Annotated in this window: 18 protein-coding genes and 1 pseudogene; 9 read left to right on the forward strand and 10 right to left on the reverse strand. The window is 73.7% G+C overall.

Going from position 1 to position 23,021, the window contains the following annotated elements; translation table 11 throughout:
• Positions 1-61: 61 nt before the first annotated feature.
• Complete coding sequence (locus AB0G32_RS09355) at positions 62-193, forward strand: hypothetical protein (protein WP_361160486.1); 132 nt, start codon at positions 62-64, stop codon at positions 191-193.
• A 35-nt stretch (positions 194-228) separates the two neighbouring features.
• Positions 229-687, forward strand: a complete 459-nt coding sequence (locus tag AB0G32_RS09360; RefSeq protein ID WP_361160551.1) for a glutaredoxin domain-containing protein — start codon at positions 229-231, stop codon at positions 685-687.
• On the opposite strand, the gene AB0G32_RS09365 is transcribed toward AB0G32_RS09360, so the two are convergent.
• From AB0G32_RS09365 to AB0G32_RS09380, 4 genes are read right to left on the reverse strand one after another with little or no spacing between them, the layout of a single operon-like run.
• Entirely contained in the window at positions 617-1,261 is a 645-nt protein-coding gene (locus AB0G32_RS09365; RefSeq protein ID WP_361160489.1) for a glyoxalase, read from the reverse strand. The genes AB0G32_RS09360 and AB0G32_RS09365 overlap by 71 nt on opposite strands.
• Positions 1,258-3,039 (reverse strand): beta-galactosidase family protein, encoded by a 1,782-nt coding sequence (locus tag AB0G32_RS09370; RefSeq protein WP_361160492.1) that lies wholly within the window; start codon positions 3,037-3,039, stop codon positions 1,258-1,260. The genes AB0G32_RS09365 and AB0G32_RS09370 overlap by 4 nt, the downstream gene beginning before the upstream one ends.
• Positions 3,040-3,072: 33 nt before the next feature.
• Positions 3,073-3,795, reverse strand: coding sequence for a heparin lyase I family protein (locus AB0G32_RS09375; RefSeq protein WP_361160495.1), 723 nt, complete (start codon positions 3,793-3,795; stop codon positions 3,073-3,075).
• Positions 3,792-6,242, reverse strand: coding sequence for a polysaccharide lyase 8 family protein (locus tag AB0G32_RS09380; protein ID WP_361160498.1), 2,451 nt, complete (start codon positions 6,240-6,242; stop codon positions 3,792-3,794). The genes AB0G32_RS09375 and AB0G32_RS09380 overlap by 4 nt, the downstream gene beginning before the upstream one ends.
• A 172-nt stretch (positions 6,243-6,414) precedes the next feature.
• On the opposite strand from AB0G32_RS09380, the gene AB0G32_RS09385 reads away from it, so the two are divergent.
• The 5 genes from AB0G32_RS09385 to AB0G32_RS09405 all read left to right on the forward strand — a co-directional run bounded on the left by AB0G32_RS09385 (position 6,415) and on the right by AB0G32_RS09405 (position 12,227).
• Positions 6,415-7,575 carry a substrate-binding domain-containing protein gene (locus AB0G32_RS09385; RefSeq protein ID WP_361160501.1) on the forward strand — a complete coding sequence of 387 codons (1,161 nt, stop codon included), beginning with the start codon at positions 6,415-6,417 and terminating at the stop codon, positions 7,573-7,575.
• Positions 7,576-7,708: 133 nt separating this feature from the next.
• Positions 7,709-9,049, forward strand: a complete 1,341-nt coding sequence (locus AB0G32_RS09390) for a sugar ABC transporter substrate-binding protein (protein ID WP_361160504.1) — start codon at positions 7,709-7,711, stop codon at positions 9,047-9,049.
• Positions 9,050-9,226: 177 nt separating this feature from the next.
• Entirely contained in the window at positions 9,227-10,147 is a 921-nt protein-coding gene (locus tag AB0G32_RS09395; protein WP_361160507.1) for a sugar ABC transporter permease, read from the forward strand.
• Complete coding sequence (locus tag AB0G32_RS09400; protein ID WP_361160510.1) at positions 10,144-11,151, forward strand: carbohydrate ABC transporter permease; 1,008 nt, start codon at positions 10,144-10,146, stop codon at positions 11,149-11,151. The genes AB0G32_RS09395 and AB0G32_RS09400 overlap by 4 nt, the downstream gene beginning before the upstream one ends.
• Positions 11,152-11,246: 95 nt before the next feature.
• Entirely contained in the window at positions 11,247-12,227 is a 981-nt protein-coding gene (locus tag AB0G32_RS09405) for a hydroxyacid dehydrogenase (protein WP_361160554.1), read from the forward strand.
• Positions 12,228-12,323: 96 nt separating this feature from the next.
• On the opposite strand, the gene AB0G32_RS09410 is transcribed toward AB0G32_RS09405, so the two are convergent.
• Together AB0G32_RS09410 and AB0G32_RS09415 are read right to left on the reverse strand one after the other, a co-directional pair.
• A complete protein-coding gene (locus AB0G32_RS09410) occupies positions 12,324-13,013 on the reverse strand; it encodes a response regulator (protein ID WP_361160513.1) in 690 nt (229 codons plus the stop codon).
• Positions 13,010-14,791 carry an ATP-binding protein gene (locus AB0G32_RS09415; protein ID WP_361160516.1) on the reverse strand — a complete coding sequence of 594 codons (1,782 nt, stop codon included), beginning with the start codon at positions 14,789-14,791 and terminating at the stop codon, positions 13,010-13,012. The genes AB0G32_RS09410 and AB0G32_RS09415 overlap by 4 nt, the downstream gene beginning before the upstream one ends.
• A gap of 220 nt (positions 14,792-15,011) precedes the next feature.
• On the opposite strand from AB0G32_RS09415, the gene AB0G32_RS09420 reads away from it, so the two are divergent.
• A complete protein-coding gene (locus AB0G32_RS09420) occupies positions 15,012-16,394 on the forward strand; it encodes a gluconate:H+ symporter (protein ID WP_361160519.1) in 1,383 nt (460 codons plus the stop codon).
• A gap of 74 nt (positions 16,395-16,468) precedes the next feature.
• Here the strand turns inward: AB0G32_RS09420 and AB0G32_RS09425 are convergent, their stop codons facing one another.
• The 3 genes from AB0G32_RS09425 to AB0G32_RS09435 form a co-directional block, all read right to left on the reverse strand.
• Complete coding sequence (locus tag AB0G32_RS09425; RefSeq protein ID WP_361160522.1) at positions 16,469-17,728, reverse strand: family 1 glycosylhydrolase; 1,260 nt, start codon at positions 17,726-17,728, stop codon at positions 16,469-16,471.
• A gap of 47 nt (positions 17,729-17,775) precedes the next feature.
• A complete protein-coding gene (locus AB0G32_RS09430; RefSeq protein ID WP_361160525.1) occupies positions 17,776-20,073 on the reverse strand; it encodes a glycoside hydrolase family 78 protein in 2,298 nt (765 codons plus the stop codon).
• A 169-nt stretch (positions 20,074-20,242) separates the two neighbouring features.
• Complete coding sequence (locus AB0G32_RS09435; RefSeq protein WP_361160528.1) at positions 20,243-20,866, reverse strand: TetR/AcrR family transcriptional regulator; 624 nt, start codon at positions 20,864-20,866, stop codon at positions 20,243-20,245.
• 241 nt (positions 20,867-21,107) lie between these two features.
• On the opposite strand from AB0G32_RS09435, the gene AB0G32_RS09440 reads away from it, so the two are divergent.
• On the forward strand, positions 21,108-22,577 hold the full coding sequence (locus tag AB0G32_RS09440; protein ID WP_361160531.1) for an MFS transporter: 1,470 nt from the start codon (positions 21,108-21,110) through the stop codon (positions 22,575-22,577).
• A gap of 41 nt (positions 22,578-22,618) precedes the next feature.
• On the opposite strand, the pseudogene AB0G32_RS09445 reads toward AB0G32_RS09440, so the two are convergent.
• Positions 22,619-23,021, reverse strand: a pseudogene (locus tag AB0G32_RS09445) (hypothetical protein); the annotation flags it as partial.

The following is a 23,021-nucleotide window of genomic DNA, read 5'->3' on the forward strand; positions in this document are numbered from 1 at the left end:
ACCCATGTCATCGGCCAGGCCAACAACGCCCTGGTCTACCCCGGGGATCGGCCTTGGCGCGGTGGTGGCCCGCGCCGCGCGGGTCACCGACGGCATGCTCCAGGCCGCGGCCGAGGCGGTGGCCGGCCTGGCCGGCCTGGACGACGCCGTGCGGCAGGTCCAGGACGCCATGCGGCAGCCGCGGTACGGCTGACCGGCGCGGGTCCGGACCCGCTAACCTGCGGCCTCATGACACGCGCTTGGTTCCTGCCGATACTGCTGGTGCTGTGCGGCGCGCTCGTCGCGGCCGGGCCGGCCCGCGAGGGGAACGTCGCGGTGGCCGCCGGGCTCCTGGCGCTGTTCCTGCTGCTCGCGGCCGTCTACTCGCCACTGATCTTTCCCAGGTCGACCGGCGCGGCGGAGGCGCGCCGCCGCAGCGAGGCGGACGGTGGGCCGGTCGTCTACTGGCGCGGTGGCTGCAAGTTCTGTCTGCGGCTGCGCCTCCGGCTGGGCCGGGACGCCCGCCGGCTGCACTGGGTCGACATCTGGCGCGACCCGGCGGCGGCAGCGGCGGTACGCGCGGTCAACGACGGGAACGAGACCGTGCCGACGGTCGTCGTGGCGGGCCGCTCCCACGTCAACCCCGATCCGGAGTGGGTGCGCCGGCAGCTACCGGGGCTTCCCAGCCGAACCCGTCCGGGTCGGTGAAGGACCGGCCGGTGCCGCCGAGCACGATCCGGTGCGAGCCGCTGCCCGCCTCGGGCAGGCCGGCGATTTTGGCCAGCCCCCGGCGCTTGTAGAGGGCCAGTTGGACGGGGCTGGACGCGTCGGCGGCGAACTCGACGTACTTGCCGCCGAAGCTCTTCGCCACGGTCAGGCCCTGCTCGGCGTAGAACCGTTTGCTCGCCTTCACGTCCTCGACTCCGAGCAGGAGGACGAGCGCGCCGATCTCCCGGGAGACCGGTCCGGTGTCCTTCTTCGCCGAGGTCGCGAGCTTCCAGATGGTGCCGTCCGGGGCCTGGACGACGGAGCCGTAGCCCCACAGGGACTTCTCGGCCGGCCGGAGCGAGGTGGCGCCGGCGTCGAGCGCGGAGCGGGTGAAGCCGTCCACGTCGGCCGGCTGGGCCACGGTGATCGACAGGGCGAAGCCGCGGAAGCCGGTCGTCGGCGCCTGGGCGGGCCGCAGACCGATCCGGGCACCCAGTGCGAACGCGGCGGCATAGAACTGCTCGGCGGCCGTAAGGTCGGCCACCTCGAGGGTGACGGAGGCGAGTGAGGTCATGCCGTGCACGCTAGGCGCGGCGGTGTCAGCACGGCTTCTCGAAAACTGACCGATGCCGGGCCGCCGTCCGGGGCCTCCGTCTCCAGCAGCCACAGCTCGTTGCGGCCGGCGCGCAGCACGGGACCGGGCACGTACAGCGAGGTCTGCGGGCCGGCCGACCAGTAGCGGCCGAGGCAGAAGCCGTTGAGCCAGGCGACGCCCCGGCCCGCGTCCGGCAGCTCCAGTACGGCGTCCCCGGGGGCCGGGACGCGCAGGACGCCCCGGTAGAGGCCGGGGCCGCCCCCGGACGGCGGGCGGAACGGCAGCGCCGCGACGGCCTCCGCGTCGTCGAAGGCGTCCAGCCGCAGGCCGCGGGCCGTCACCCCGTGCAGATACTGCCGCTCGTGCAGGATGCCGCCGGTCAGGCCCTTGGGCTCGCCCAGCCGGGGCCCGTAGTTGACGCGGCCGAGGGACTCCACCTGGATCTCCACCGTCGCGGGGCCCGGCACCGGCGTGCCCGGCGCGACGGGGACGCCGTCCACGGTCAGCCGGACCGCGTCCCGGGCGCCGGGGAGGGTGAGCGGCAGCGCCGGGCGGGGTCCGGGCAGCCGGGCCCGGTAGCGGACCAGACCCCGGTCGACGTCCAGTTCCTCGAAGGCGGGGGCGGTGCCGAAGGTCCGCTCCGGACCGCCCAGGGTGTCGATCACCTCGTCCAGTGGCACCCAGGCGTCCAGTACGGCGGTGGCCGGCGCCGCGAGCACCGGCAGTGGGGCGGGCAGCTCCGGCGGCGGGCTCTCGGCGTACTCGGCGAGCACCTCGCGGAAGAGCCAGAACTTCTCGGTGGGCCGGCCGCTCTCGTCGATCGGCGCGTCGTAGTCGTACGAGGTCACCGTGGGCCGGAAGTCCCCGTCGTGCAGGTCGCCGGTGCGGTTGGCGCCCGCCCAGCCGCCGAAGCTGGTGCCGCCGTGCGCCATGTAGACGTTCACCGAACCGCCGTGCTCCAGCACCGCCCGCAGCTCGGCCGCCGCGGCACCGGCGTCCCGCGGCGCGGACGTCTCGCCCCAGTGCGCGAACCAGCCGCACCAGAACTCCATGCACATCAGCGGACCCGCCGGCCGGTGCCGGCGCAGGGCCGCGAAGGCACCGGCGGCGTCCGAGCCGAAGTTCACGGTGGCCAGGACACCCGGCAGCGAACCCCCGGTGAGCATGTGGTCCTCCGGCCCGTCGGAGGTGAACAACGGCACCGTCACCCCCGACTCCCGCAGCAGCGCGGCCAGTTCGCGCAGGTACTCCCGGTCCGAGCCGTAACTGCCGTACTCGTTCTCCAGCTGCACCATCAGCACCGGCCCGCCCCGGTCCGCCTGCCGCCGCACCACCTGCGGCAGCAGCCGGGCGAACCAGCGCCGCACCGGTTCCAGGTACGCCGGGTCCCTGGTGCGCAGCCGGCCGCCCACCGCGCCGGTCAGCCAGTGCGGCAGGCCGCCGTTCTCCCACTCGGCGCAGATGTACGGCCCCGGCCGCACCAGCGCCCACAGTCCCGCCGCCCGCGCCGCGTCCAGGAACCGGCCCAGCGCCTCCGGGTCCCGGTAGCGGCCGGGCGACGGCTCGTGCAGGTTCCACGGCACGTATGTCTCCACGCAGTTGAGGCCCATCGCGCGGAGCATGCCGAGCCGGTGCGGCCACTGGTCCTCGTGCACCCGGAAGTAGTGCAGGGCGCCGGACAGCAGCCGCACCGGCCGCCCGGCCAGCTCGAAACCGCCGTCGGTCACCGCGAAGGCGGGCGTGGGTGATGCGTTCATCGGAACGGGTCCTCCGGGTGTGCGTACGGGGGCTCAGTCGACGTCCGGGTAGGCGGTGCCCACCCGCAGCCCGTCGATCCGGTGGACGGCGCTGCTCTCGGGGGTGTCCCGGTCGTAGACGCCCCACTTGGGTTCGTTCGCGCTGTCCCAGGTGCGGGCCGCGTACCGGGTGGAGCCGTCGGCGAAGGTCTGCCGGACGCCGTCGGCGTACAGCTCCACCCAGCCGGCCGCCGCCGACGCCGAGGTGCGGATGCCGAGGGCGTAGCGCCGCCACTGCCCGGCCGCGACCGGCGCCGACCAGATCAGGTGCCAGGCGGCGTCGGTGTCCACGTGGAAGAGCCGCACCGAACCGTTCTTCACCGTCATGATCAGGGGATAGTTCTGCTGGGCGTTCGGATACGACTTCCACTGCCAGATCACGAAGTCGCCGCTCACCGTGGACAGCTGGGACTCCCAGCCGAGCCAGTAGGTGGCGTCCGGCGCGAACGCGTACCGGGTGCCGCCCACCGCGATGCCCCGGCTCTCGCACCGGATGGGACCGCTCGGCTTGGTGTAGCGGAAGATCGTGCCGTGCCCGTCCTGGCCCGCGGCGGTGACCAGGCTGCCGGGCGCGTCGCACTCCACGCTGCCGAACACCCCCGTGCCGCCGGCCGCGTCGCCGTCCCAGAGCGGCGCGGCGTGCGCCGGGGTGGCCGGCAGCGCGAGACAGAGCAGCCCGGTCAGGAGCGCGGCGGCGTACCGCGTCCGGGCGCTCACGCGGTCCTCACCAGTGTCTGCTGGGTGGCGCCCGCCTCGGCGGTGAGAGCACCGAAGGTCAGGGTCAGCTCCCGGCCGGGTACCGCCGCCGTGACCGTGCCGGGCCGGGAGACCACCGAGGTGACCCGGTGCTCCCAGGTGACGGTGAGCGCGGTGAGCGCACGGGCCGGATCGGCCACGCACACCGTGGCGGTGCCGCCCCGCCCGTGCCGGACCAGCACCGAGCAGGGCGCGCTCACGGTGAGGCCGCAGGCCGTGCCCGCGGCCCAGAAATTGACGGCGGTGAGACCGAGGGCGGGCACCTGGACGCCCTGCGCCTCGGGCGTGTTGACCAGGGTGCGCAGCAGGGTCCGGGCACCGGCGGCGCGGGCGGCGGTACGGGTGGCACTGGCGCCGGGCAGCAGGACGTACGCGTAGGAGGCGTCGGCCGGGTCGGTGCCGTGGTCGACGTACAGGGTGAGGTAGCGGTCGGTGACCGGCTCGGTGGACGCCCCGGTCCGGATGTCGCTCCAGCGGCCGGTGCGCTCCTCGCGCAGCGCGGTGACCCGGCCGCCCGCCGGGAAGACGTACCCGCCGTGACCGGCGAGGTGCGCCCAGCCGGGGTCCGGGAGCGTCCGGGTCCAGCCGGGCTCGCCGGGCATGCGCCGGCCGTCCACGGTCAGGGTCTCGGCGCCGCCCGGGCCCAGCCGGCGGTTGTCGACGACCGTGTCGACGGGCGTGCCGTCGGCCGCGGTGATGCCCGCGCCCAGGCAGACGATCCCCTCGTCCAGGAAGAACCAGGACTTGCGGGCCTCAAGGGTCGAGGACAGCCCCTTGAGGTGCTGGCCGACCGCCGCGTACGTGCCGTCCGTGGTGCCGCCCACCCACCGCACGGCCGGCCGCTCGGCCCCCCACTGGCCGCCCTCGCCGTCGGCGAGCGGCTTGCGCGAGACGGTGGTGCCGGGCAGCCGGTACGGGTCGACGGTCGCCCAGAACCCTTCCGAGTACTGCTCGTTGCCGAAGTCGTCACCCCACCACGCCAGCCAGCCGGCCCCGGTGTGCCAGCCGCGCAGGTTCTCCCCGTTGCCCCACTCGTAGTGCGCGATCCGCTCCGAGGCCATGGCCAGACAGGCCGCCCAGCCCCGGCGGCGGTGCACCGCGCGGTCCTGGGACGGGAAGAGCCGGTGCGCCACGGGCTCGGGCAGCGGTTTCACGGTGGTGTCGGCCACCACCTCCTGGAGCTGGGCCAGCTTGTAGACGCCCAGCATGGGATCGGTGTGCGGGGCGCTGAAGTACGCCCGCTGGATCCAGCCCTTGGCCAGCGCCCGCCAGCGGGCGTTCTGTTCGGCGCTCGCGGCCCGGCCGAGCGCCACGATCGAGGCGATGACCGAGTGGCCGCGCAGATGGTCGTCGCTGGCCCCGGCGGAGGTGCCCGGCGGCACGCCCCGGGAGATCGCCCGGCCCGAGACGGCGTCCATGCACAGCCCGTTGAACAGGAACGGCGCCCAGGCCCGCTCCACCGCGTCGAAGTAGTTCTCCCGGGCCGGGTCGGTGATCTCCCAGGACGAACCCGCCAGCAGCGCGAACAGCAGGCTGAGCCCGGTGAACAGGTCGGCGCCGTAGGACCCGGCGTAGGGCACCCAGGTGTGCTGCACGAAGGAGCCGTCCCGGTAGAGCCCGTCGCCGGAGGTGACGTACGGGAAGACGGGGGAGAGGGCCTCGGCGGCCACCGTGAGCCGGCCGGCGTCGTCGCCGACCAGACCGCTCAGCGCGATGGTGCGGCACAGGTCCACCCGGTTGGCGCCGGTGGAGGTGCCCGAGTACGACGCCACCGCGCTGTCCGGTACGAACGCGCCGACCGCCGCCGTGATCGCGGCCCGCAGCTCGTCGTCGACGTGGTCGTGCAGGATGATCGCCGCGTCCAGCAGCGCCTGCGGGCCGCCGATCTGCCAGTTGTACCAGTTGCCGTACCGGGCTTGGCCCGCGTGGTAGACGTCGCTGACCACGTGGCGCAGACCGGCCACGACGTCCTGGGCGAAGCCGGCGTCGCCGGTGAGACCGGTGCCGGGCTGCGCGTACGCCTCGGCCATCGACCGCAGCCGCTGGAAGGTGAGCTGGATCTGCGCCGAGTAGGTGTACGAGGCGGTGTCGGTGTCGGGTTCCGGGTCCAGCCAGACCAGCTCCGGCCACAGGGAGCCGGCCGTCGGGCTCATGGCGGCGCGCCAGGCCGCGGCGCTGCTGCCCAGCTGGGCCAGTTTCGAGGCGAACGGCTCGGCGGTGGGGCTGAAACCGGACCCGAGGACCAGCCCGCGCCAGGTGTTCCGCAGCTGTCCGAACTCGTCGGCGGCCTCCGCGGCTCGGGCGGTGCCGCTCGCCGTCGTGACCGAGACGGTTCCGGCCAGGCCGAACGCGGCGGCGGCACCGCCCGTCGCCTTGACGAAGCCACGGCGGGACCAGGATGTCGGCATGGTGTCTCCAGGGGCGGAGGGGAGGGGAGAGGGGGGAGGGAAGGGGGTGGGTGGGTTTCTAGCACGGGATGAACAAGATGCTCAATACGTAAGCTACGAAAAATTCGATAGAATCGATCACTAGAGTACGGTGGAACGCGCAAGAACCGGGGGATCACCAGGAGGACGACGGATGCGGTCGCATGTCAATCAGCGCCACGAACGGGTGCTGGAGATCGTGCGCAGGCGAGGCAGTCTGCGGGTCACGGAACTGGCGGAGGAACTCGCGGTCTCCGCAGTCACGGTGCGGCGCGACGTCGAGACGCTGGCCGGACAGGGACGGCTGACCAGGCTGCACGGCTCGGTCTCCTGGCCGCGGCCCGCGCCCGGCCCCGGGCCCGCCGGACGGGGGCCTGCCGGGGCCGGGTCCCCGGGATCCGGGCCCGCGGGATCCGCCCGGAAGGGCGACCCCGCGGCCGAGGCGGCGTCGGCCGCCGCACCCGCCGGGACGGTGCTCGGCATGGTGGTGCCCAGCATGGAGCACTACTTCGCCGAACTGGTCCGGGGCGCCCAGGACGCCATCACCGCCCGCGGCGGCCGGCTGGTGCTCGGGATCGCGCACTGGCGGTCCGAGGAGGACACCGCGCAGATCGGGCGGATGCTCGACGCGGGGGTCGACGGCCTGCTGCTGCAACCCAGTTGGGAGCGCGGAGTGCCGAGCCCCGAGCAGGAGGAGCAGGTGCTGGCGCTCGGCGTCCCGGCCGTCCTGGTGGACCGGCGGGTCCCGCTCGGCGGACGGCTGGCCGAACTGGACAGCGCGCGTTCCGACCATGTCCTCGGCGGTGCCGCGGCCGTGCACCACCTGGCCGGTCTCGGCCACCGCAGGATGTCGCTGCTCGCCCAGGACAACCCGACGTCGCCGCAGGTCCGCGAGGGTTACCAGGCCGCCGTGACAGCCCGCGGCCTGCCCGCGCTCACCCCCGTGAGCGTCGACCCGGAGGACCCGCGCAGCCTGGACGCCGCCGCGCGCCTGCTGTACCGGGCGGTGCTCGACGACGGGGTGACCGCCGCGATCGTGCACAACGACCAGACCGCGATCGGGGTGGCGCAACGCCTGCGCGAGCGTGGGCTGTCCATCCCGGACGACGTGTCCCTGGTGGCGTACGAGGACGAGATGGCGGCGCTGGCCGACGTACCGCTCACCGCGGTGGCGCCGCCGCGGCAGGCGGTGGGGGAGACCGCCGTGGAACTGATGCTGGCGCGGCTCGGCGGTCGCTCCGCGGCGCCGAGCCGGCATGTCTCGCTGGTGCCCAGGCTGACGGTGCGGGCCTCCTGCGCGCCGCCGTCGCGCTGAGCTGATCGCATCGACTCGAAGTTGATTGTTTTGATCGAATTGTTCATTCGCTCTTGACGGGCGATCGTTCTGGCCGAAAGATGACCGCATTCCCCGTCGGTCATCTTGCTTCGCTCATCGAGGAGCCAGTGCCATGAAGCCCGTCCTTCGCAGACCCCGCATGCCCCGCGCGCCCCGCCGGGCCGTTCTCACGGCCGCCGCCGGCTGCCTCGCGCTCCTCGCCACCGCCTGCGGCGGCGGGGACGGCGGCACCTCCGGTGCGGCGGACGGGAAGCCGGTCACCCTCACCATGTGGTCGTGGATGGTCGGCACCAAGGACGTCGTCGCCAAGTTCAACGCCACCCACAAGGACGTCCAGGTCGAGTTCACCGAGATCACCGCCGGCACCGACGGCTACTCCAAGATCGACAGCGCCATCGACGCCGGCAACGCCCCCGACGTGGTCGGCATGGAGTACGCGATGCTCCCCGAGTTCGCCAGCCAGGGGAACCTGGAGGACCTGACCGAGGAGGCCGGCGAGCTGGTCGGGACCTTCCCCGAGAGCCTGCGCTCCCTGGTCACCCCCGGCGGCCGTACCTGGGGCGTGCCGTTCGACGTCACCCCGCAGCTCCTCTACTACCGGACCGACCTGTTCGAGAAGGCCGGAGTGGCGGTACCGCGCACCTGGGCGGAGTTCGAGAAGGCCGCCCAGAAGATCAAGGCCGCCGACAAGAGCGTCCGTATCCTCAACGCGCCCAAGGGCGGTGACATCCCCTTCATCAACGGGCTGGCCTGGCAGGTCGGTTCGCAGGGCTTCGGCGTGCAAGGCGACGCCTGGACCGTGCACCTCGACGACGCACCGGCCCGCGAGGTCGCCGGCTACTGGGACGGTCTGGTCCGCGACGACCTCGTGCTCAACCACCCCGCGTGGAGCGAGGAGGAGAGCACCGCCCGGAAGAAGTCACAGGTCGCCTCGTTCATCGGGGCGCCCTGGAGCGGGGCCGGCCTCATCTCCCAACTGCCGGAGCAGAAGGGCAAGTGGGCGGTGGCACCGCTGCCCACCTGGGACGGGACGCCGGCCACCGGCACCTGGGGCGGCACCTCGTTCGCCGTACCGAAGGGCAGCGAACACGTCGACGCGGCGACGGAGTTCATCGAGTGGCTCACCACCGACCCGGCCGCCATGCAGGCCCGGCTGGCCGACGCCGAGGCACCGAGCAGTGTCCTGCCCGCCGGCCCGGAGCTCCAGAAGGTCGCGGCGGCCGAGTTCGCCGACGTCTCCGACGGCTACTTCGCCAACGACCTGTACGAGGTCGCGGCGGCGCAGGTCGACAGCGTCGTCAAGGGCTGGACCTGGGGCCCGGTGCAGGGCTCGGTGAACGAGGCGTTCGAGGGCGCGGTCGCCGGGGGCGGCTGGACGGCCGGCTTCGAGGCGGCCCAGCGCGCGGCGCTGAAGGCGCTGGACGACCGGGGACTGAAGACCAGCCAGGACTGAGCGGACACCGCCCCGCACTCCGCGCCGGCACCGCCCCCCCACATCACTGGGGCACCCACATCACCGCGCCACCCACATCACCGCAGTAACCCACACCACCGCCCCACCGCCCCACCGCCCCACATTCCCGCCCCGCCCCGCCCGCCCCGGTGCGGTGTGCCCCGGTCAGGAGATCCCATGACAGTCCCGGCCCCGCCGCCCGCCCGCCGTACGGCCCTGCCCGTCAGGCGGCGCGCCGCCGCGGCCTACCTGGTCCCGTTCTTCGTCCTCTTCGCCCTGGTCATGATCGCCCCGATCGGCTACGCGGTCTGGACGAGCCTCTTTCGCGAGCAGTCCTCCGGACTCGGCTTCGGCGGCACCGAGACCGTCTTCGCGGGACTCGGCAACTACGCCGACGCGCTCGGCGATCCGGCCCTGCGCGCCGCCTTCCTGCACATCGTCGTCTACGTCGCGTTGTACATCCCGCTCATGACCTGCGCGGCGCTGCTCCTCGCCCTGCTGCTGGACTCGGCCGCCGCCCGGGCGAAGCGGCTGTTCCAACTGGCCCTGTTCCTGCCCTACACGGTGCCGACCGTGATCGCGGCGATCATCTGGGTCTACCTGTACTCGCCGAGTCTCAGCCCGGTCATGGACTGGTTCGGTGCCCTGGGCGTCACCGTCGACTTCTTCTCCGCCCCGATGGCCGTGCCGTCCGTCGTCAACATCGTGACCTGGCACTACGTCGGCTACAACATGGTGATCCTCTACGCGGCGCTCCAGGCGATCCCCCGGGAGACCCTGGAGGCGGCCACCGTGGACGGCGCCGGGGCGATCCGCACCGCGCTGCGCATCAAGGTGCCGCACATCCGCTCCGCCCTCGTCCTCAGTCTCCTGTTCACCTGCGTCGGCGCGATCCAGCTGTTCAACGAGCCGTACATGCTGACCGTGCAGTCGGAGGGCGTCAACCGGGACTGGTCGCCGGTGATGTTCGTGCACAAGGCCGCCTTCGTCGACCACCGCCCCGGCCTGGCCTCCGCCGCGGCGCTGCTGATCACTGTGCTGGCCGGCGCCCTCTCCTTCGCAGTCACCAAGCTCGGCAACCGCTGGAAGGCAGCATGAGCACGCACATCACCCCCGGGTCCGCCACCCGCCCCCCGTCCGCACCGGCCGGCACCCCCCGGACCGGAACCGGGACCGGAACGGGAACGGGAACGGCAACCAAGACCGGAGCCGGACGATCCGGCCCCCGCCCCCGCCCCCGCCTCCGCACCCACCCCAACCCCCACCACGCCACCTGGACCTCCAAGGCCGTGGTCAACGGCCTCCTCGCCCTCTTCGCCCTGTACACCCTGCTGCCCCTGACCTGGCTGCTGGTCGCCAGTACCAAGGACCACGGCGACCTGGTCGGCACCGGCGGCTTCACCTTCGCCGACTTCAACCTCTTCGCCAACCTGGGCGAGCTGTTCGGCCACGGCGACGGCGTCTTCGGGCGCTGGCTGCTCAACAGCGTCCTGTACTTCGGGGTGGGCTGCCTGGCGTCCACCCTGGTCAGCACCGCCGTCGGCTTCGCCTTCGACAAGTACGACTTCCGGCACAAGGAGAAGCTGTTCGGCCTGGTGCTGCTCGGCGTCCTGGTCCCGAGCGCGGTGCTGGTGCTCCCGCAGTACCTGCTGGCCAGCAAGGCCGGCCTGGACAACACCTACTGGTCGGTGCTCGTCCCCCTGCTGGTCAACCCGTTCGGCGTCTATCTGGCCCGGGTGTTCTCCGAGGGATACATCCCCAACGAGGTCGTCGAGGCCGCCCGGATGGACGGCGCCGGCGAGTGGCGGGTCTTCCGCTCGGTCGGACTGCCGATGCTCGCCCCGGGCTTCGTCACCCTGTTCCTGTTCACCTTCACCTCCAGCTGGAACAACTTCGTGCTGCCGCTGTACATGCTCAGTGACGACCGGCTCTACCCGGTCACCCTGGGCCTGGCGATCTGGAGCAAGTCGTCCCAGCAGAACCCGGAGTTCGCGATGCTCACCATCGTCGGGGCCCTGGTCTCGGTCGTCCCGCTGGTCGTCGCCTTCGTCTGCCTCCAGCGCTTCTGGCGCTCCGGCCTCACCGCGGGCGCGGTGAAGTGACGATGACCGCGACCGACGACACGGCGCCGGACACCTCCCGCGCACCCCGCGGCACCGACCGCGCCCGCCTGCGCCGCCCCCGTACGGTCCTCGCCATGTCGCGTGAGACCCGGGACGCCCTGCGGCACGAGGGCGCCGTCGACCGGCTCCGGGAGGTCGCCGACCTCGCGCCGGACCTGCTGGTCACCGACTTCGCCGACCCGACCGCCGCCCCCGCCCTCGCGGCGGCCGAAGTACTGCTCACCCACTGGGGGTGCCCACCGCTCACCGGCCGGGCGCTCACCGCGATGCCCCGGCTGCGAGCCGTCGTCCACGCCGCCGGGTCGGTCAAGCACCATGTCACCGACGCGGTGTGGGAACGGGGGATCGCGGTCTCCAGCGCCGCCGCGGCCAACGCGCTGCCGGTCGCCGAGTACACCCTCGCCGCGATCCTGCTGGCCGGCAAACGGGTCCTGGACAGCGCCCGCGCCTACCGCGAGCGGCGCGGCCGCTACCCACTGCTGCCCTACTTCGCCGGGCACGGCAACTACCGCCGGGTGATCGGCGTCGTCGGCGCCTCCCGCACCGGTCGCCGGGTGATCGAACTGCTCCGCCCGTTCGACTTCACCGTCCTGGCGCACGACCCCTACCTGGACGCGGCGGACGCCGCCCGCCTCGGAGTGCGGCGGGTCTCTCTCGACGAACTGGCCCGGCACAGCGACATTGTGACCATCCACGCGCCCGAACTGCCCGAGACCCGGCACCTATTCGACGCCCGGCGGCTGGCGCTGCTGCCCGACGGCGCCACCCTCGTCAACACCGCCCGCGGCTCCCTGGTCGACACCGAGGCACTGGTCGCGCAGCTGGCGTCCGGGCGCATCCACGCGGTCCTCGACGTCACCGAGCCGGACACCCCGCCCGCCGACTCGCCGCTGTACCGGCTGCCGAACGTGCTGCTCACCCCGCACATCGCGGGCTCGCTCGGCGGGGAACTCGGCCGCATGGCCGACCACGCCGCCGCCGAGATCAGCCGCTACGCGCGGGGCCGGCCCTTCGCCCACCCGGTGACCGCCCAGGAACTGGCCCGCACGGCCTGACGAAGGCCGCTGTCCCCTCCGCGCCCAGATGCCGGGGTCGGGGGAGGCCGCGACCCGTCCCGGGCGTGCCGCAGGCCCGGGTCCGAGGCAGGCCGGTCACGGCATCCGGTACTCCTGCTCCGGCCGGCCCGTCGTCCCGTAGCGCAGGCTCATCCGCAGCAGACCCGAGGAGACCAGCGAGGCCAGGTAGCGCTGCGCGGTGGCGCGGGAGACGCCGATCAGTTCGCCGACCTGCCCCGCGGACAGCGGCGCCGCGGAGTCGCGTACGGCCGTCAGCACCGCGTCACCCGTCACCGTACGGGCGGTGGGCCGGCGCGCGGAGCGGCGGCCGGCGGTGTCCAGCAGCGCGCCGTACGCGCTCTCGACGGCGCCCTGGTCGAGGGTCCGGGCCCCGGTCAGCTGCCGGAAGCGGGCGTAGCCCCGCAGCTTCTCCGCCAGCAGCTCCGGCGGGAACGGTTTGATCAGATAGGCCAGCGCGCCCGCCGACAGCGCCCGGCGCACCACCGGGCCCTCGGCCGCCGCGCTGAGCACGAAGGCGTCGCAGTCCAGGCGGCGCAGCAGATCGACACCGCAGCCGTCGGGCAGGTACACGTCGACGAGGGCCAGGTCGACGGAGGTCCCGGCGGCCGCTTCCCGGGCCGCCGCGGCGGTGTGCGCGGTACCGGCCACGGTGAAGCCCGGCACGTCCGCCACCAGAGCGGCGTGGACACCGGCGACGCGGAAGTCGTCGTCGACGACGAGCACGGAGAGCGGCGGCCGCTCGGTGCCCAGGGCGTGGTCCCTCACGTGCCCGCCTCCATGACGTCGCGCAGCCGGGCCACGAACACCGCGCCGCCGCCGACCGGTCCGCCCGTCCGCCCGGCGGCCCCGGCGGCAGGTTCGGCGGGTTCGGCGAGTTCGGCGGCGGACGGCGGGCCGCCGGGTTCCGCGAGGTACACGTCGCCGCCTCGGGCGCGGGCGATCCCCCGGGCCAGGGCGAGGCCGATGCCCCGGCCGCCGACCACCGACGCGTGCTGCTTGGTCGACACGCCTTCGCGGAACACGTCCCGCGCCGGACTGAGGGACACCCCGTCGCCGCTGTCGGCGACGGTGATGAGCAGGGTGCTGCCCTCCGTCATGAGTTCCACTTCGACGAGCGCCGGGGTGCGCCGCCCGTGCCGGGCGGCCTCGATCGCGTTGTCGACGAGATTGCCGGACACGGTGGTCACGTCGACGGGCGCGGCCAGGGTGCCCGCCACCCAGGTGCCGCCGCCGACCACCAGGGTCACCCCGCTCTCCCGCGCCTGCGCGGCCTTCGCCGACAGGAAGGCGCGCAGATACGAGTCACTCACCGCGTCGACGCCCGGCAGGGCCTCGCCGAGCGGTCCCGTCCCGAGGATCGTGTCGATGTACTCGGTGGTCTCGGTGAGATGCCCGCCGTGCGCCAGCGCGGAGACCACGTGCAGCCGGTTGGCGAACTCGTGGCGCTGGGCGCGCAGCGCCGAACTCATCGCCTGCACCGCGTCGAGCTGCCGGGTCAGGGACTCCACGTCGGTGCGGTCCTGGACGGTCAGCAGCGTGCCGAGCTCACGGCCGTCCCGGCGCACCGTACGGGACGACACCACCAGCACCCGTTCCCCGACGGCCGCCATGACCGGCCCCCGCCCGGGGCCGCGCAGCGCCTCGGCCACCCGGGGCGTCAGCCCCAGTTCGCCGACGTGCCGCCCGGGAGCGGCGGCCGGCGCCAGCAGCCGGCGCGCCTCGTCGTTGACGACGGTGACCCGGCCCGCGGTGTCCAGGGCGAGGACCCCCTCGCCGATGCCGTGCAGCACCGCCTCCTGTTCCTGCACCAGACCGGCCAGCTCCTCCGGTTCCAGCCCGAGGGTCAGCCGCTTCCACCGCCGGGCCAGCAGCGCGGACGCCGCGACCCCGAGCAGCAGGGCGACGGCCAGCCAGCCCAGACCGCCGAGCAGGACCCGCAGGAACTGGGCCCGTACGGCGGACACGGCCAGCCCCGCGTTCGCCTCGCCGACCACCTCGGTGGCCGACCCCGGCGCGTACACCGGCACCTTCGCGACGACCTCGTCACCGAGATGGGCGCGGTGCCGCGCCAGCACCTCCTGCCCGGACAGCGCCCCGGACGGATCGGTGCTCACCTTCCGGCCCAGCTGCGCGCGTTCCGGGTGGGCCAGCCTGATGCCCCGGTCGTCGGTGACGACGACGAACAGGAACCCGGTCCGGGCCCGCGCCGCCTCGGCCACGGTCTGCGCCGGGCCCGCGGCGAGCGTGGCGCGCGGGGTGCCCGCCGCGCCGCCGCCCGGCCGGTCGTTGGCCGCGGAGTACGCGGCGGCGGCCTGCCGGACCGACGGCTCGGCGGCCACCGTCCGGGCCACCGCGAGCGCCCGCAACTGGTACTCCCGGTCCAGCCGGTGCTCGTTGGAGTACGCGAAGGCGGCGAACGCGGCGGCGAGGGTGACCGCGACCACCGCGCACTGCGACACCAGCACCTGCGTCCGCAGCCGCGTCCGCGCGAACCGCCGCCCTCGCGAAGACGGCGGCCGGCCTGGCCGTTCGACGATTCTCACCCGCCGACGGTAACCCCGGAGCACACCGTGCACAGAACGCGCACAACGCGCGGATCAGGGGTTTCACGGGTTACGCGCACAACCTGGAGCCGCGCGGCACCCGGCCGATAGCTTCCCGCCGGGACATCACGAGCCGCAGACCAGGAGTTTCTTCAATGACGACGGTACTCACCCCAGCAGGCCCGGCCACGGGCACCGGCGGCCGGCCGGGAGGCCGGCTGTGACGGGCCACACGTGGACGCTGCTGGTCATCCTGGCCGCGGCCATCGCCGCGCTGATCACGCTGATCAACTCCCGGCTCCGGTTCCACCCCTTCATCGCCCTGATGGTGGTCTCGGTCGGCGCCGCGCTGGCCGCGGGCCTGCCGGCCGAGAAGATAGCCGAGTCCCTGGAGTCGGGCGCCGGCGGCATCCTCGGCGACGTCGGCGTCACCCTCGCCTTCGGCGCCATGCTGGGCCGGCTGCTGTCGGCGTCCGGCGCCACCGACCGCATCGCCCGCCTGATCGTCGACCGCGCGGGCCCCCGCGCACTGCCCTGGTACGTGACCGGCGCGGCCTTCGTCATCGGCATCCCGATGTTCTTCGAGATCGGCCTGATCGTGCTGCTCCCGCTGATCTTCAGCGTGGCCCAGCGCCTGGAACGCACCCACCGGATCAACGGCTCCCCGTACGTGTACCTGGCCGCGCCCGCCATCGGCGCGCTGGCCACCCTGCACGGCATGGTCGCCCCGCACCCCGGCCCGCTGGTCGCGGTGGAGGGCCTGCACGCCAACCTCGGGCTGAGCATCGCCGTGGGTTTGGTCTGCGCGATCCCCACGATCGTCGTCGCCGGACCGGTGTACGGCCGGTGGATCGCGCCGCGCCTGGACGTGCGGCCCGACCCGGAGCTGATCGCCAAGTTCGCCGGGCACGAGGACGGCGCGGACCGCGCCCCGAACCAGGTCCGCACCGGCTGGGCGCTGGCCGCCGTACTGGTGCCGGTCGCCCTGATGCTGCTGCGCACGGTCGCGGAGCTGGTCTGCGACGAGACCAGCCAGGTGCGGCACGTGCTGGCCTTCACCGGTGAGCCGGTGATCGCCATGCTCGCCGGGTTCCTCTTCGCGCTGTTCGCCCTCGGCTACCGCAGCGGCCTGCCCGCCGAGTCGATCCGCGCCTCGCTCACGGACAGCCTCAAGGCCGTCGCCGGCATCCTGCTGATCATCGCGGGCGGCGGCGCCTTCAACCAGGTCCTGGAGGACTCCGGGATCGGGAAGGCCGTCGAGGACGCGGCGTCCGGCATGCACCTCAACGTGATCGTGCTGGGCTGGCTGCTGGCCCTGCTGCTGTCCTTCTCCACCGGCTCCGCCACGGTGGGCATCGTCGCCGCGACGGGCATCCTCGCCCCGCTCGCGCAGGACGGCGGCAGCCTGCACACCTCGCTGCTGGTGGTGGCCATCGGGGCCGGCTCGATCGGCCTCAACTACGTGAACCACGCCGGGTTCTGGCTGGTCAAGGAGTCCTTCGGGATGACCCTCGGCCAGGCCACGAAGTCGCACACCGCCATCCAGACCATCGTGAGCGTCTGCGGACTGCTGATGGCGCTGCTGCTGTCGGTGTTCGCCTGAGTACGACGAACGCCCGGAGGGCGGGTGCGGGTCCGGCTCCCTCCGGAGGGAGCCGGACCCGCACCCGCCGCCGCTCAGTGGTGACGGCCGGCGGACACGCCGCGGTAGCCGCGCACCACCTCGGCGTAGGCCGTCGCGCTGGGTTTGGGCCGCCGCTGGAAGGTGGCCCGGTCGACTTCGTGCAGCCCGAGCTGCGCGCCGTACCCGAAGATCCACTCGAAGTTGTCCATGAGCGTCCAGTGGCAGTAGCCCAGCACGGGGGTGCCCGCGTCCGCCTCGGCGGCCAGCGCGTGGATCGCGGCGGGCAGGAACGCGGCGCGCTGCCGGTCGTCCGGGGTCTGGATGCCGTGCTCGGTGACGAGCACCGGCACCCCCGCCACCTCGTGGGCGTACCGCACCGCCCCGGCGAGCGAGCCGGGCGCGATGACGGTGCCCATGCCGTTGCGCTCTCCCTCGACCGCCACCTCGCCGTGCGGACCGTGCACGATCCGCTCGTAGTTCTGTACGCCGACGAAGTCGTCGTCGCGGGCCTCGCGCAGCCAGTGGTCGTACACGGCGGCGCGCTTGGCGTCCCGGCGGGCCTCGCCGCCGGCCACGGCGACCTCGTCGGCGATGGCGATGGAGACCCCGACCGGGAGGTCGGCGCGGCGCGCCTTGATCGCCTCGCGGGCGGCGCGGTGGGCGCGGGTGAACGCGTCCTGGAACTCCTCCTGCCGGTCGGCGGGGATGACGTTCGCACTGGCGTAGCTGTCGCTCCCGGCGGCCCGCGCGGCGGCCGCGAGCATCCGCGTCTTGAGCGCCTCCGCCTCGGCGGGCAGTTTCGCGCCCGCCTGCAACAGCTGCTCCAGGTTGGGTTCGTTGAGGGTGACGGCGTACGCGATCCGGTCGCCGAAGCGGGCCATCACGCGGTCGCACTGCTCGGCGAAGCGGGCCGGGGCGTCGGCGGCGGTCCAGGAACCGGCCGCCGCGAACCAGTGCGGCGCGGTGAAGTGGGAGAACGTCACCAGGGGGGTGAGGCCGCGGGCGAGGCAGCCGTCGACCACCTGCTCGTAGTGGTCGAGGGCGGCGGCGGAGACGACACCGCGCTCGGGTTCGGTCCGGGCCCATTCGACGGAGAACCGGAAGGCGTTGAGACCGAGCCCCGCGACCAGGTCGAGGTCGGACTCCCAGCGCTGGTAGCCGCGGCACGCCGGTCCGCTGGGCTCGCGGAACAGGGAGGGAGTGGTGTGCTCCAGGAACCAGGTGTCGGCGGCGGTGTTGTCGCCCTCGTTCTGGTGTCCCGCGGTGGCGACGCCCCACAGGAAGCCGTCGGGCAGGTGGCTGGTGTGTGCCATGGATGTTCCTCGTACTGGTGTGGACGGATCAGGAGGGGGGCTGTGCGTCACCGCGCGGCCGCGGGGAACCGGGAACGGAAGGAGTGCCGGCCGGGGCCGGCCTCCACCGGCTCCGCGCCCGGGAGTTCGACCAGCGCGGTGACCCGCGGCGGCACGAGAACGTCGACGCGCAGTTCGCCGTCCGCGACGCGCCAGCCGGTCTCGGCGCGGCCGTACGGCGTCTCGTGCGCGGCTCGCGCCCAGGTGAGGCCGGCGCCGGGTCGGGGCCGGACCAGGAGCCGGCGGTAGCCCGGCTCGGCGGGTGCCAGGCCGGCGACGGTGCGGTGCATCCAGTCGGCGACGGCGCCGAACGCGTAGTGGTTGAAGGACGTCATCTCACCGGGGTTGACGCTGCCGTCGGGGAGCACGCTGTCCCAGCGTTCCCAGACCGTGGTGGCCCCCATGTCGACCTGGTACAGCCAGGACGGGCAGGAGCGCTGGGTCAGCAGCCGGTAGGCGGTGTCCACGTGTCCGGTGTCGGTGAGTGCCTCGCACACCAGCGGGGTGCCGAGGAAGCCGGTGCCGATGCGGTGGCCGCGCTCGGCCACCAGGCCGGCCAGCCGGCGTCCGGCCTCGGCCCGCTCGGCGTCGTCCGGCAGCAGCCGGAAGCACAGCGCGAGGGCGTAGGCGGTCTGGGTCGCCTCCGTCAGCCGTCCGCCGCCGGCGTGGAAGCGGTCGCGGAAGGCGTCGCGGACCGAGTCGGCCAGCGCGTGGTAGTGCCCGGCGTCGTCCGTCCTGCCCAGCAGGTGCGCGGTGCGGGCCAGCAGCCGGGCGGAGTGCGCGAAACAGGCCGTGGCGACCAGGCTGGAGGAGGTCATCGCCCGCCCGGGATCGTCCGCGGGCGCGGTCGGGTCCAGCCAGTCGCCGAACTGGAACCCCTCGCCCCAGACCCGGCCCGGCCCGGCCAGCCGGTCGACCGCGTCGACCCAGGCGCGCATCGAGGGGTACTGGGCGTGCAGCACCTCGGTGTCCCCGTAGCGCTCGTACAGCACCCAGGGCACGATGACGGCCGCGTCGCACCAGCCGGCCATCGGCGGGTTCCCCGGCGGCAGCGGTACCGGAGCGATCACCGGGATGGCGGGGCTGAACACCGGCGGCACGCCCGCCGGGTCGTCGCCCTGGTCGGCGGCCAGGTCACGCAGCCAGGAGCGCAGCAGGTCACGGACGTCGTGGAGGAAGGCCGCGGTGGGCGCGAAGACCTGGACGTCGCCGGTCCAGCCGAGCCGCTCGTCGCGCTGCGGGCAGTCGGTGGGCACGTCGACGAAGTTGCCGCGCATCCCCCACACCACGTTCTCGTGCAGCCGGTTCAAGGAGGCGTCGGAGCAGGAGAACCAGCCCGTGCGGCGCAGGTCGCTGTGCAGGACCACGGCGGTGACATCGGCCGGGGCCACCTCGCCCGGCCAGCCGTCCAGCTCGGCGTAGCGGAAGCCGTGGAAGGTGAAGCGGGGTTCCCACACCTCGCCCTCGGGGGCGCCGCGCAGGGTGTAGCGGTCGGTGGCGGTGGCGTGCCGCAGCGGACGCGTGCACAGTTCGCCGTCCTCCAGCACCTCGGCGTGGCGCAGGGTGACGGTGCGTCCGGCGGCGCCGCGCACCCGGATGCGCAGCCGTCCGACGAGGTTCTGGCCGAAGTCGACGAGGGTGCGGCCGGCCGGCGAGGTGGTGACGGCGACCGGGGCGACGGTCTCGGTGCGCCGCACCGGCGGGCTGTCGGCCGGGAAGAGTACGGAGGTGTCGAACTCCAGGACCCGCACCGGTTCCCAGACCGTGTCGTCGAAGCCCGCCTCGCTGAAGCCGGCCTGCTCGCGGCGGGCGTCGTACTCCTCGCCCTCGTACAGGCCGGCGGCGACGACGGGGGACGGTCCGCAGCGCCAGTGCGCCCCGGTGCCGACGGTCTCGGTGGTGCCGTCGGCGTACTCGATCCGCAGCTCGGCCAGCAGACCGGTGTCCGCGCCGTAGATGTCCCGGGTGCCGCCGTTGAAGCCGAGCAGCCCCCGGTACCAGCCGTCCGCCAGCTGGGCGCCCCAGCCGTTGCGGCCCTCGCGGACCAGGTCCGTCACGTCGAAGACCTGGTAGCGGTGGCGGTGGCGGTAGCTGGTCCAGCCGGGGGCCAGCACGTGGTCGCCGACCACGGTGCCGTTCAGTTCCAGCTCGTACACGCCGAGCGCGGTGACGAGGAGGCGGGCGGCCGTGACCGCGGTCCGCGCGGTGAACTCGGTGCGCAGCAGCGCGGCGGGCCGGGCGCCCGCGGCGGGCGGCTCCGGCTGACGGCCGGGGGTGATGACACGGGCGGTCCAGAGGTGCGGCATGGACCCGATCATGCGCGCCAATACCTAGTGAACGCTAGGTCTTGGTGGGTGTGATGTAAGTCATGTGTCGCCGATGGCCGACGGGCCGGGCACTTCTTGAACGCTGCTTATGGCGTGAGCATGTCAACATGGCTCGCCGGAGTGGCCTGGTGACCCAGGGAGTGGCGGGCTACAAGCCCTGTCCGTCCGTCGAGATGGACCGCAGGAGGCGGTCGAGGTGGGCGCGCATCACCGCGACGAGGTCGAAGGACCGGCCGCCGGCGAGCCACTGCTGGCGCAGCCCCGCGTCGAGGGCCGCGCACTCGCGGGCGATGCGGTCGTGATCCAGGTCCGGTACCAGTTCGCCGCCCCGGCTGCCGGCCCGCAGTCGGTCCGCCAGCTCCTTGACGCCCTTCTCCTGCCAGTGGGCGAAGAAGTCGTGGGCCGGGTGGTCGGGGGCGGTCGCCTCGGCGGCGACCACGACGGCCAGTTCCACCATCCCCGGCATGGTGAGTGTCTCGGCGGTGTCCTCCAGGTGGCAGCGGAAGGCGTCCCGCACCGACTCGGAGACCCGCTGCCACTGGACGTCCATCCGCTCGTGCCAGTACTCGACGACGGCCAGCAGGAGCTGCTGCTTGTCGCGGAAGTGGTGCAGCAGTCCGGCGTCGGTTATCTCCGCGTCCCGGGCGATCCGGGCCAGGGAGGTCTTGCGGTAGCCGTCCTGTCCGAAGCGCAGCAGCGCCGCCTCCAGAATCTGGACGCGCCGGGCCCGGCCTGCCGTGTAGCCGCCGCGCGGCCCCCTGGGTGTCGCCATGGCAGAACGGTACCGGGACGGCTCGCGGCGCCGGTGGCTGACCGTCCGCAGTCGGCGGCGAGTGGTGTGGGTCACACTTCTAATACCTAGCGTGTACTAGGTGTTCGGGTCATCATCGACGTCACCGACGACGGATCACCGCCCTGTCACCGCCTCGTGAACGCCTGTGACGGCGACCGGTCCCCTCGCACCCCACAGCGCGTCCCACTTCCCTCGGTACCTCCGTGAAAGGAGGGCTGGCATGACATCGACGTCGCCAAGCCCCTCACTCGACACCGCGTCGCCCGCCGAACCGGGCGGGCGCTGGACCCTCCGCCTGGTCGCGGTGCTGGTCGCGCTCGCCTGGCCGACCCAGTTGCTGGCCGCGGGCGGCATCCTCGGCGCCAACGCCACCGCGAGCGTCGCCCAGAGCTTCCACACCACCCAGGTCGCGTGGTTCGGCCTGACCCTCACCCTGGCGACGGTCCTCCTCACACCGTTCGCCATAAAACTGGGCGACCTGTACGGCCGCAAGCGCGTCATGCTCGTCATGATGGCGCTGGGCGCGGGCGGCGAGGCCCTGGCGGCGCTGGCCGGGGAGTTCTGGCTGGTGCTGGCCGGCCGGGCGGTCGCCGGGTTCTACGGTCCCTTCGGCGCCCTGTCCTTCGCCGCCGTGCGGGACATCTTCCCGCGCCGGCTGGTCAAGTCGGCCAGCGGCATCATGGGCAGCAGCGTCGGGCTGGTCGCCCTCGGCACGCCGTTCCTGGCGGGCTGGCTCGTCGACAACTGGGGTTACCGGGGCGCCCTGTGGTTCCTCGCCGCCGCCACCGCCGTCGCCTTCCTGCTGGTCGCGCTGCTGGTGCCGCAGACCCCGCGGTACGCCTTCGAGTCGGGCTTCGACTGGCTCGGCGGGCTGGTCCTGGGCGGCGGGCTGACCGCCGTGGTCTACGCCGTCGGCCAGGGACAGAGCTGGGGCTGGGCGGACGCCAGGACGCTCGGCTGGCTCGGTGCCGGCATCGTGGCCCTGGTCGTCTTCCTCTTCGTCGAGCGGTCCCACGCCCACCCGATCCTGGACCTGAAGGTGCTGCGCCGTCGCCCGGTGGCGCTGGCACTCACCGCGAGCGGCCTGGCCCAGACGGTCGCGTTCACCCTGCCGGGCCTCGCCATCCTGCTCGCCCTCTTCCCGCACATCCCCGGTGTCTCCGCCGGACTGGGCTGGACGGCCCAGCACAACGCCGTGGTCAGCGTCAGCTGGAACCTGGTGATGTTCGGCACCGGCCTCCTGGTCAGCCGGTTCCTGCGGCACCTGGACCCGCGCAAGGTGTGGATGGCCGGCCTGGTGGTCATGGCGCTCGGCTACACCCTGGTGGGCTTCTTCCACGGCAACGAGATGGAACTCGCCCTGACGTCCTGCGTCGCCAACATCGGCTCCGGCGTGGTGATGGCGGGCGCTCCGGTGCTCGTGGTCGGCGTCGTCTCGCCCGACGAACAGGGGCTGGGCAGCGGCATGCTCAACATGCTCGTCAGCCTGTTCGGCGCCACCGTCACGGCGGGTGCGTACGCGCTGCTCAACGCGCACAGCACGGTGGTCGAGGGCACCGCGTTCTACCAGGACGCCGGGTACGCGTGGGTCTTCTGGCTCGGTGCCCTCGTCACGCTGCTGGCCCTGGCACTGTCCCTGTTCATCCCTCCGCTGCGCGACCCGGAGGCCGACGGCGCGGTGCCCGCCTGAGCGGACCGGACCCCGGGGACGTCCCGGTCGCCCGGCGCCGGTCAGCGTGCCGTGAGCAGCGCGGGCCCGGTGCCCAGGGCGGCCAGGAACCCTTCGGCGAGTTCCGTGACCCGGTCCGCGCCGGCGGCGCCGTAGAGGTGGAAGTCCGGCCGGATCAGCACCGCGTCCGCGCCCAGCGCCTCCAGCCACTCGGTGTAGGTGCCGTCCATGTCGTCGGCGACGCGCACGCCGTCCGTCGCGGTGCCGCTCAGGGCGACCAGGCTGACCCCGAGTTCCGCGAGGGCCCGGACGGTGGCCGGGCGCAGGGCGGACAGCGGCGCGGCGGACCGGGCGACCAGGGCGGCGGGTCCGCCGAAGGCGTCGTCGAAGCGCACGGGGGCGCCGCCGCCCACCCGGACCCGGCCCTGCCGGGCGAGCGCGCCGCCCGCGGGGCCGGTGTGCACA

It is taken from the genome of Streptomyces sp. NPDC023723, from assembly GCF_040639815.1.
Taxonomy (GTDB): Bacteria; Actinomycetota; Actinomycetes; order Streptomycetales; family Streptomycetaceae; genus Streptomyces.

What these genes read in the sequence shown, in the direction of transcription:
- AB0G32_RS09370 (WP_361160492.1), bottom strand. Translation starts at nt 3,039, where the DNA reads ATGAACGCATCACCCACGCCCGCCTTCGCGGTGACCGACGGCGGTTTC.
- AB0G32_RS09405 (WP_361160554.1), top strand. Translation starts at nt 11,247, where the DNA reads ATGTCGCGTGAGACCCGGGACGCCCTGCGGCACGAGGGCGCCGTCGAC.
- AB0G32_RS09365 (WP_361160489.1), bottom strand. Translation starts at nt 1,261, where the DNA reads ATGACCTCACTCGCCTCCGTCACCCTCGAGGTGGCCGACCTTACGGCC.
- AB0G32_RS09385 (WP_361160501.1), top strand. Translation starts at nt 6,415, where the DNA reads ATGCGGTCGCATGTCAATCAGCGCCACGAACGGGTGCTGGAGATCGTG.
- AB0G32_RS09440 (WP_361160531.1), top strand. Translation starts at nt 21,108, where the DNA reads ATGACATCGACGTCGCCAAGCCCCTCACTCGACACCGCGTCGCCCGCC.
- AB0G32_RS09390 (WP_361160504.1), top strand. Translation starts at nt 7,709, where the DNA reads ATGAAGCCCGTCCTTCGCAGACCCCGCATGCCCCGCGCGCCCCGCCGG.
- AB0G32_RS09380 (WP_361160498.1), bottom strand. Translation starts at nt 6,242, where the DNA reads ATGCCGACATCCTGGTCCCGCCGTGGCTTCGTCAAGGCGACGGGCGGT.
- AB0G32_RS09395 (WP_361160507.1), top strand. Translation starts at nt 9,227, where the DNA reads ATGACAGTCCCGGCCCCGCCGCCCGCCCGCCGTACGGCCCTGCCCGTC.
- AB0G32_RS09360 (WP_361160551.1), top strand. Translation starts at nt 229, where the DNA reads ATGACACGCGCTTGGTTCCTGCCGATACTGCTGGTGCTGTGCGGCGCG.
- AB0G32_RS09425 (WP_361160522.1), bottom strand. Translation starts at nt 17,728, where the DNA reads ATGGCACACACCAGCCACCTGCCCGACGGCTTCCTGTGGGGCGTCGCC.
- AB0G32_RS09435 (WP_361160528.1), bottom strand. Translation starts at nt 20,866, where the DNA reads ATGGCGACACCCAGGGGGCCGCGCGGCGGCTACACGGCAGGCCGGGCC.
- AB0G32_RS09400 (WP_361160510.1), top strand. Translation starts at nt 10,144, where the DNA reads ATGAGCACGCACATCACCCCCGGGTCCGCCACCCGCCCCCCGTCCGCA.
- AB0G32_RS09430 (WP_361160525.1), bottom strand. Translation starts at nt 20,073, where the DNA reads ATGCCGCACCTCTGGACCGCCCGTGTCATCACCCCCGGCCGTCAGCCG.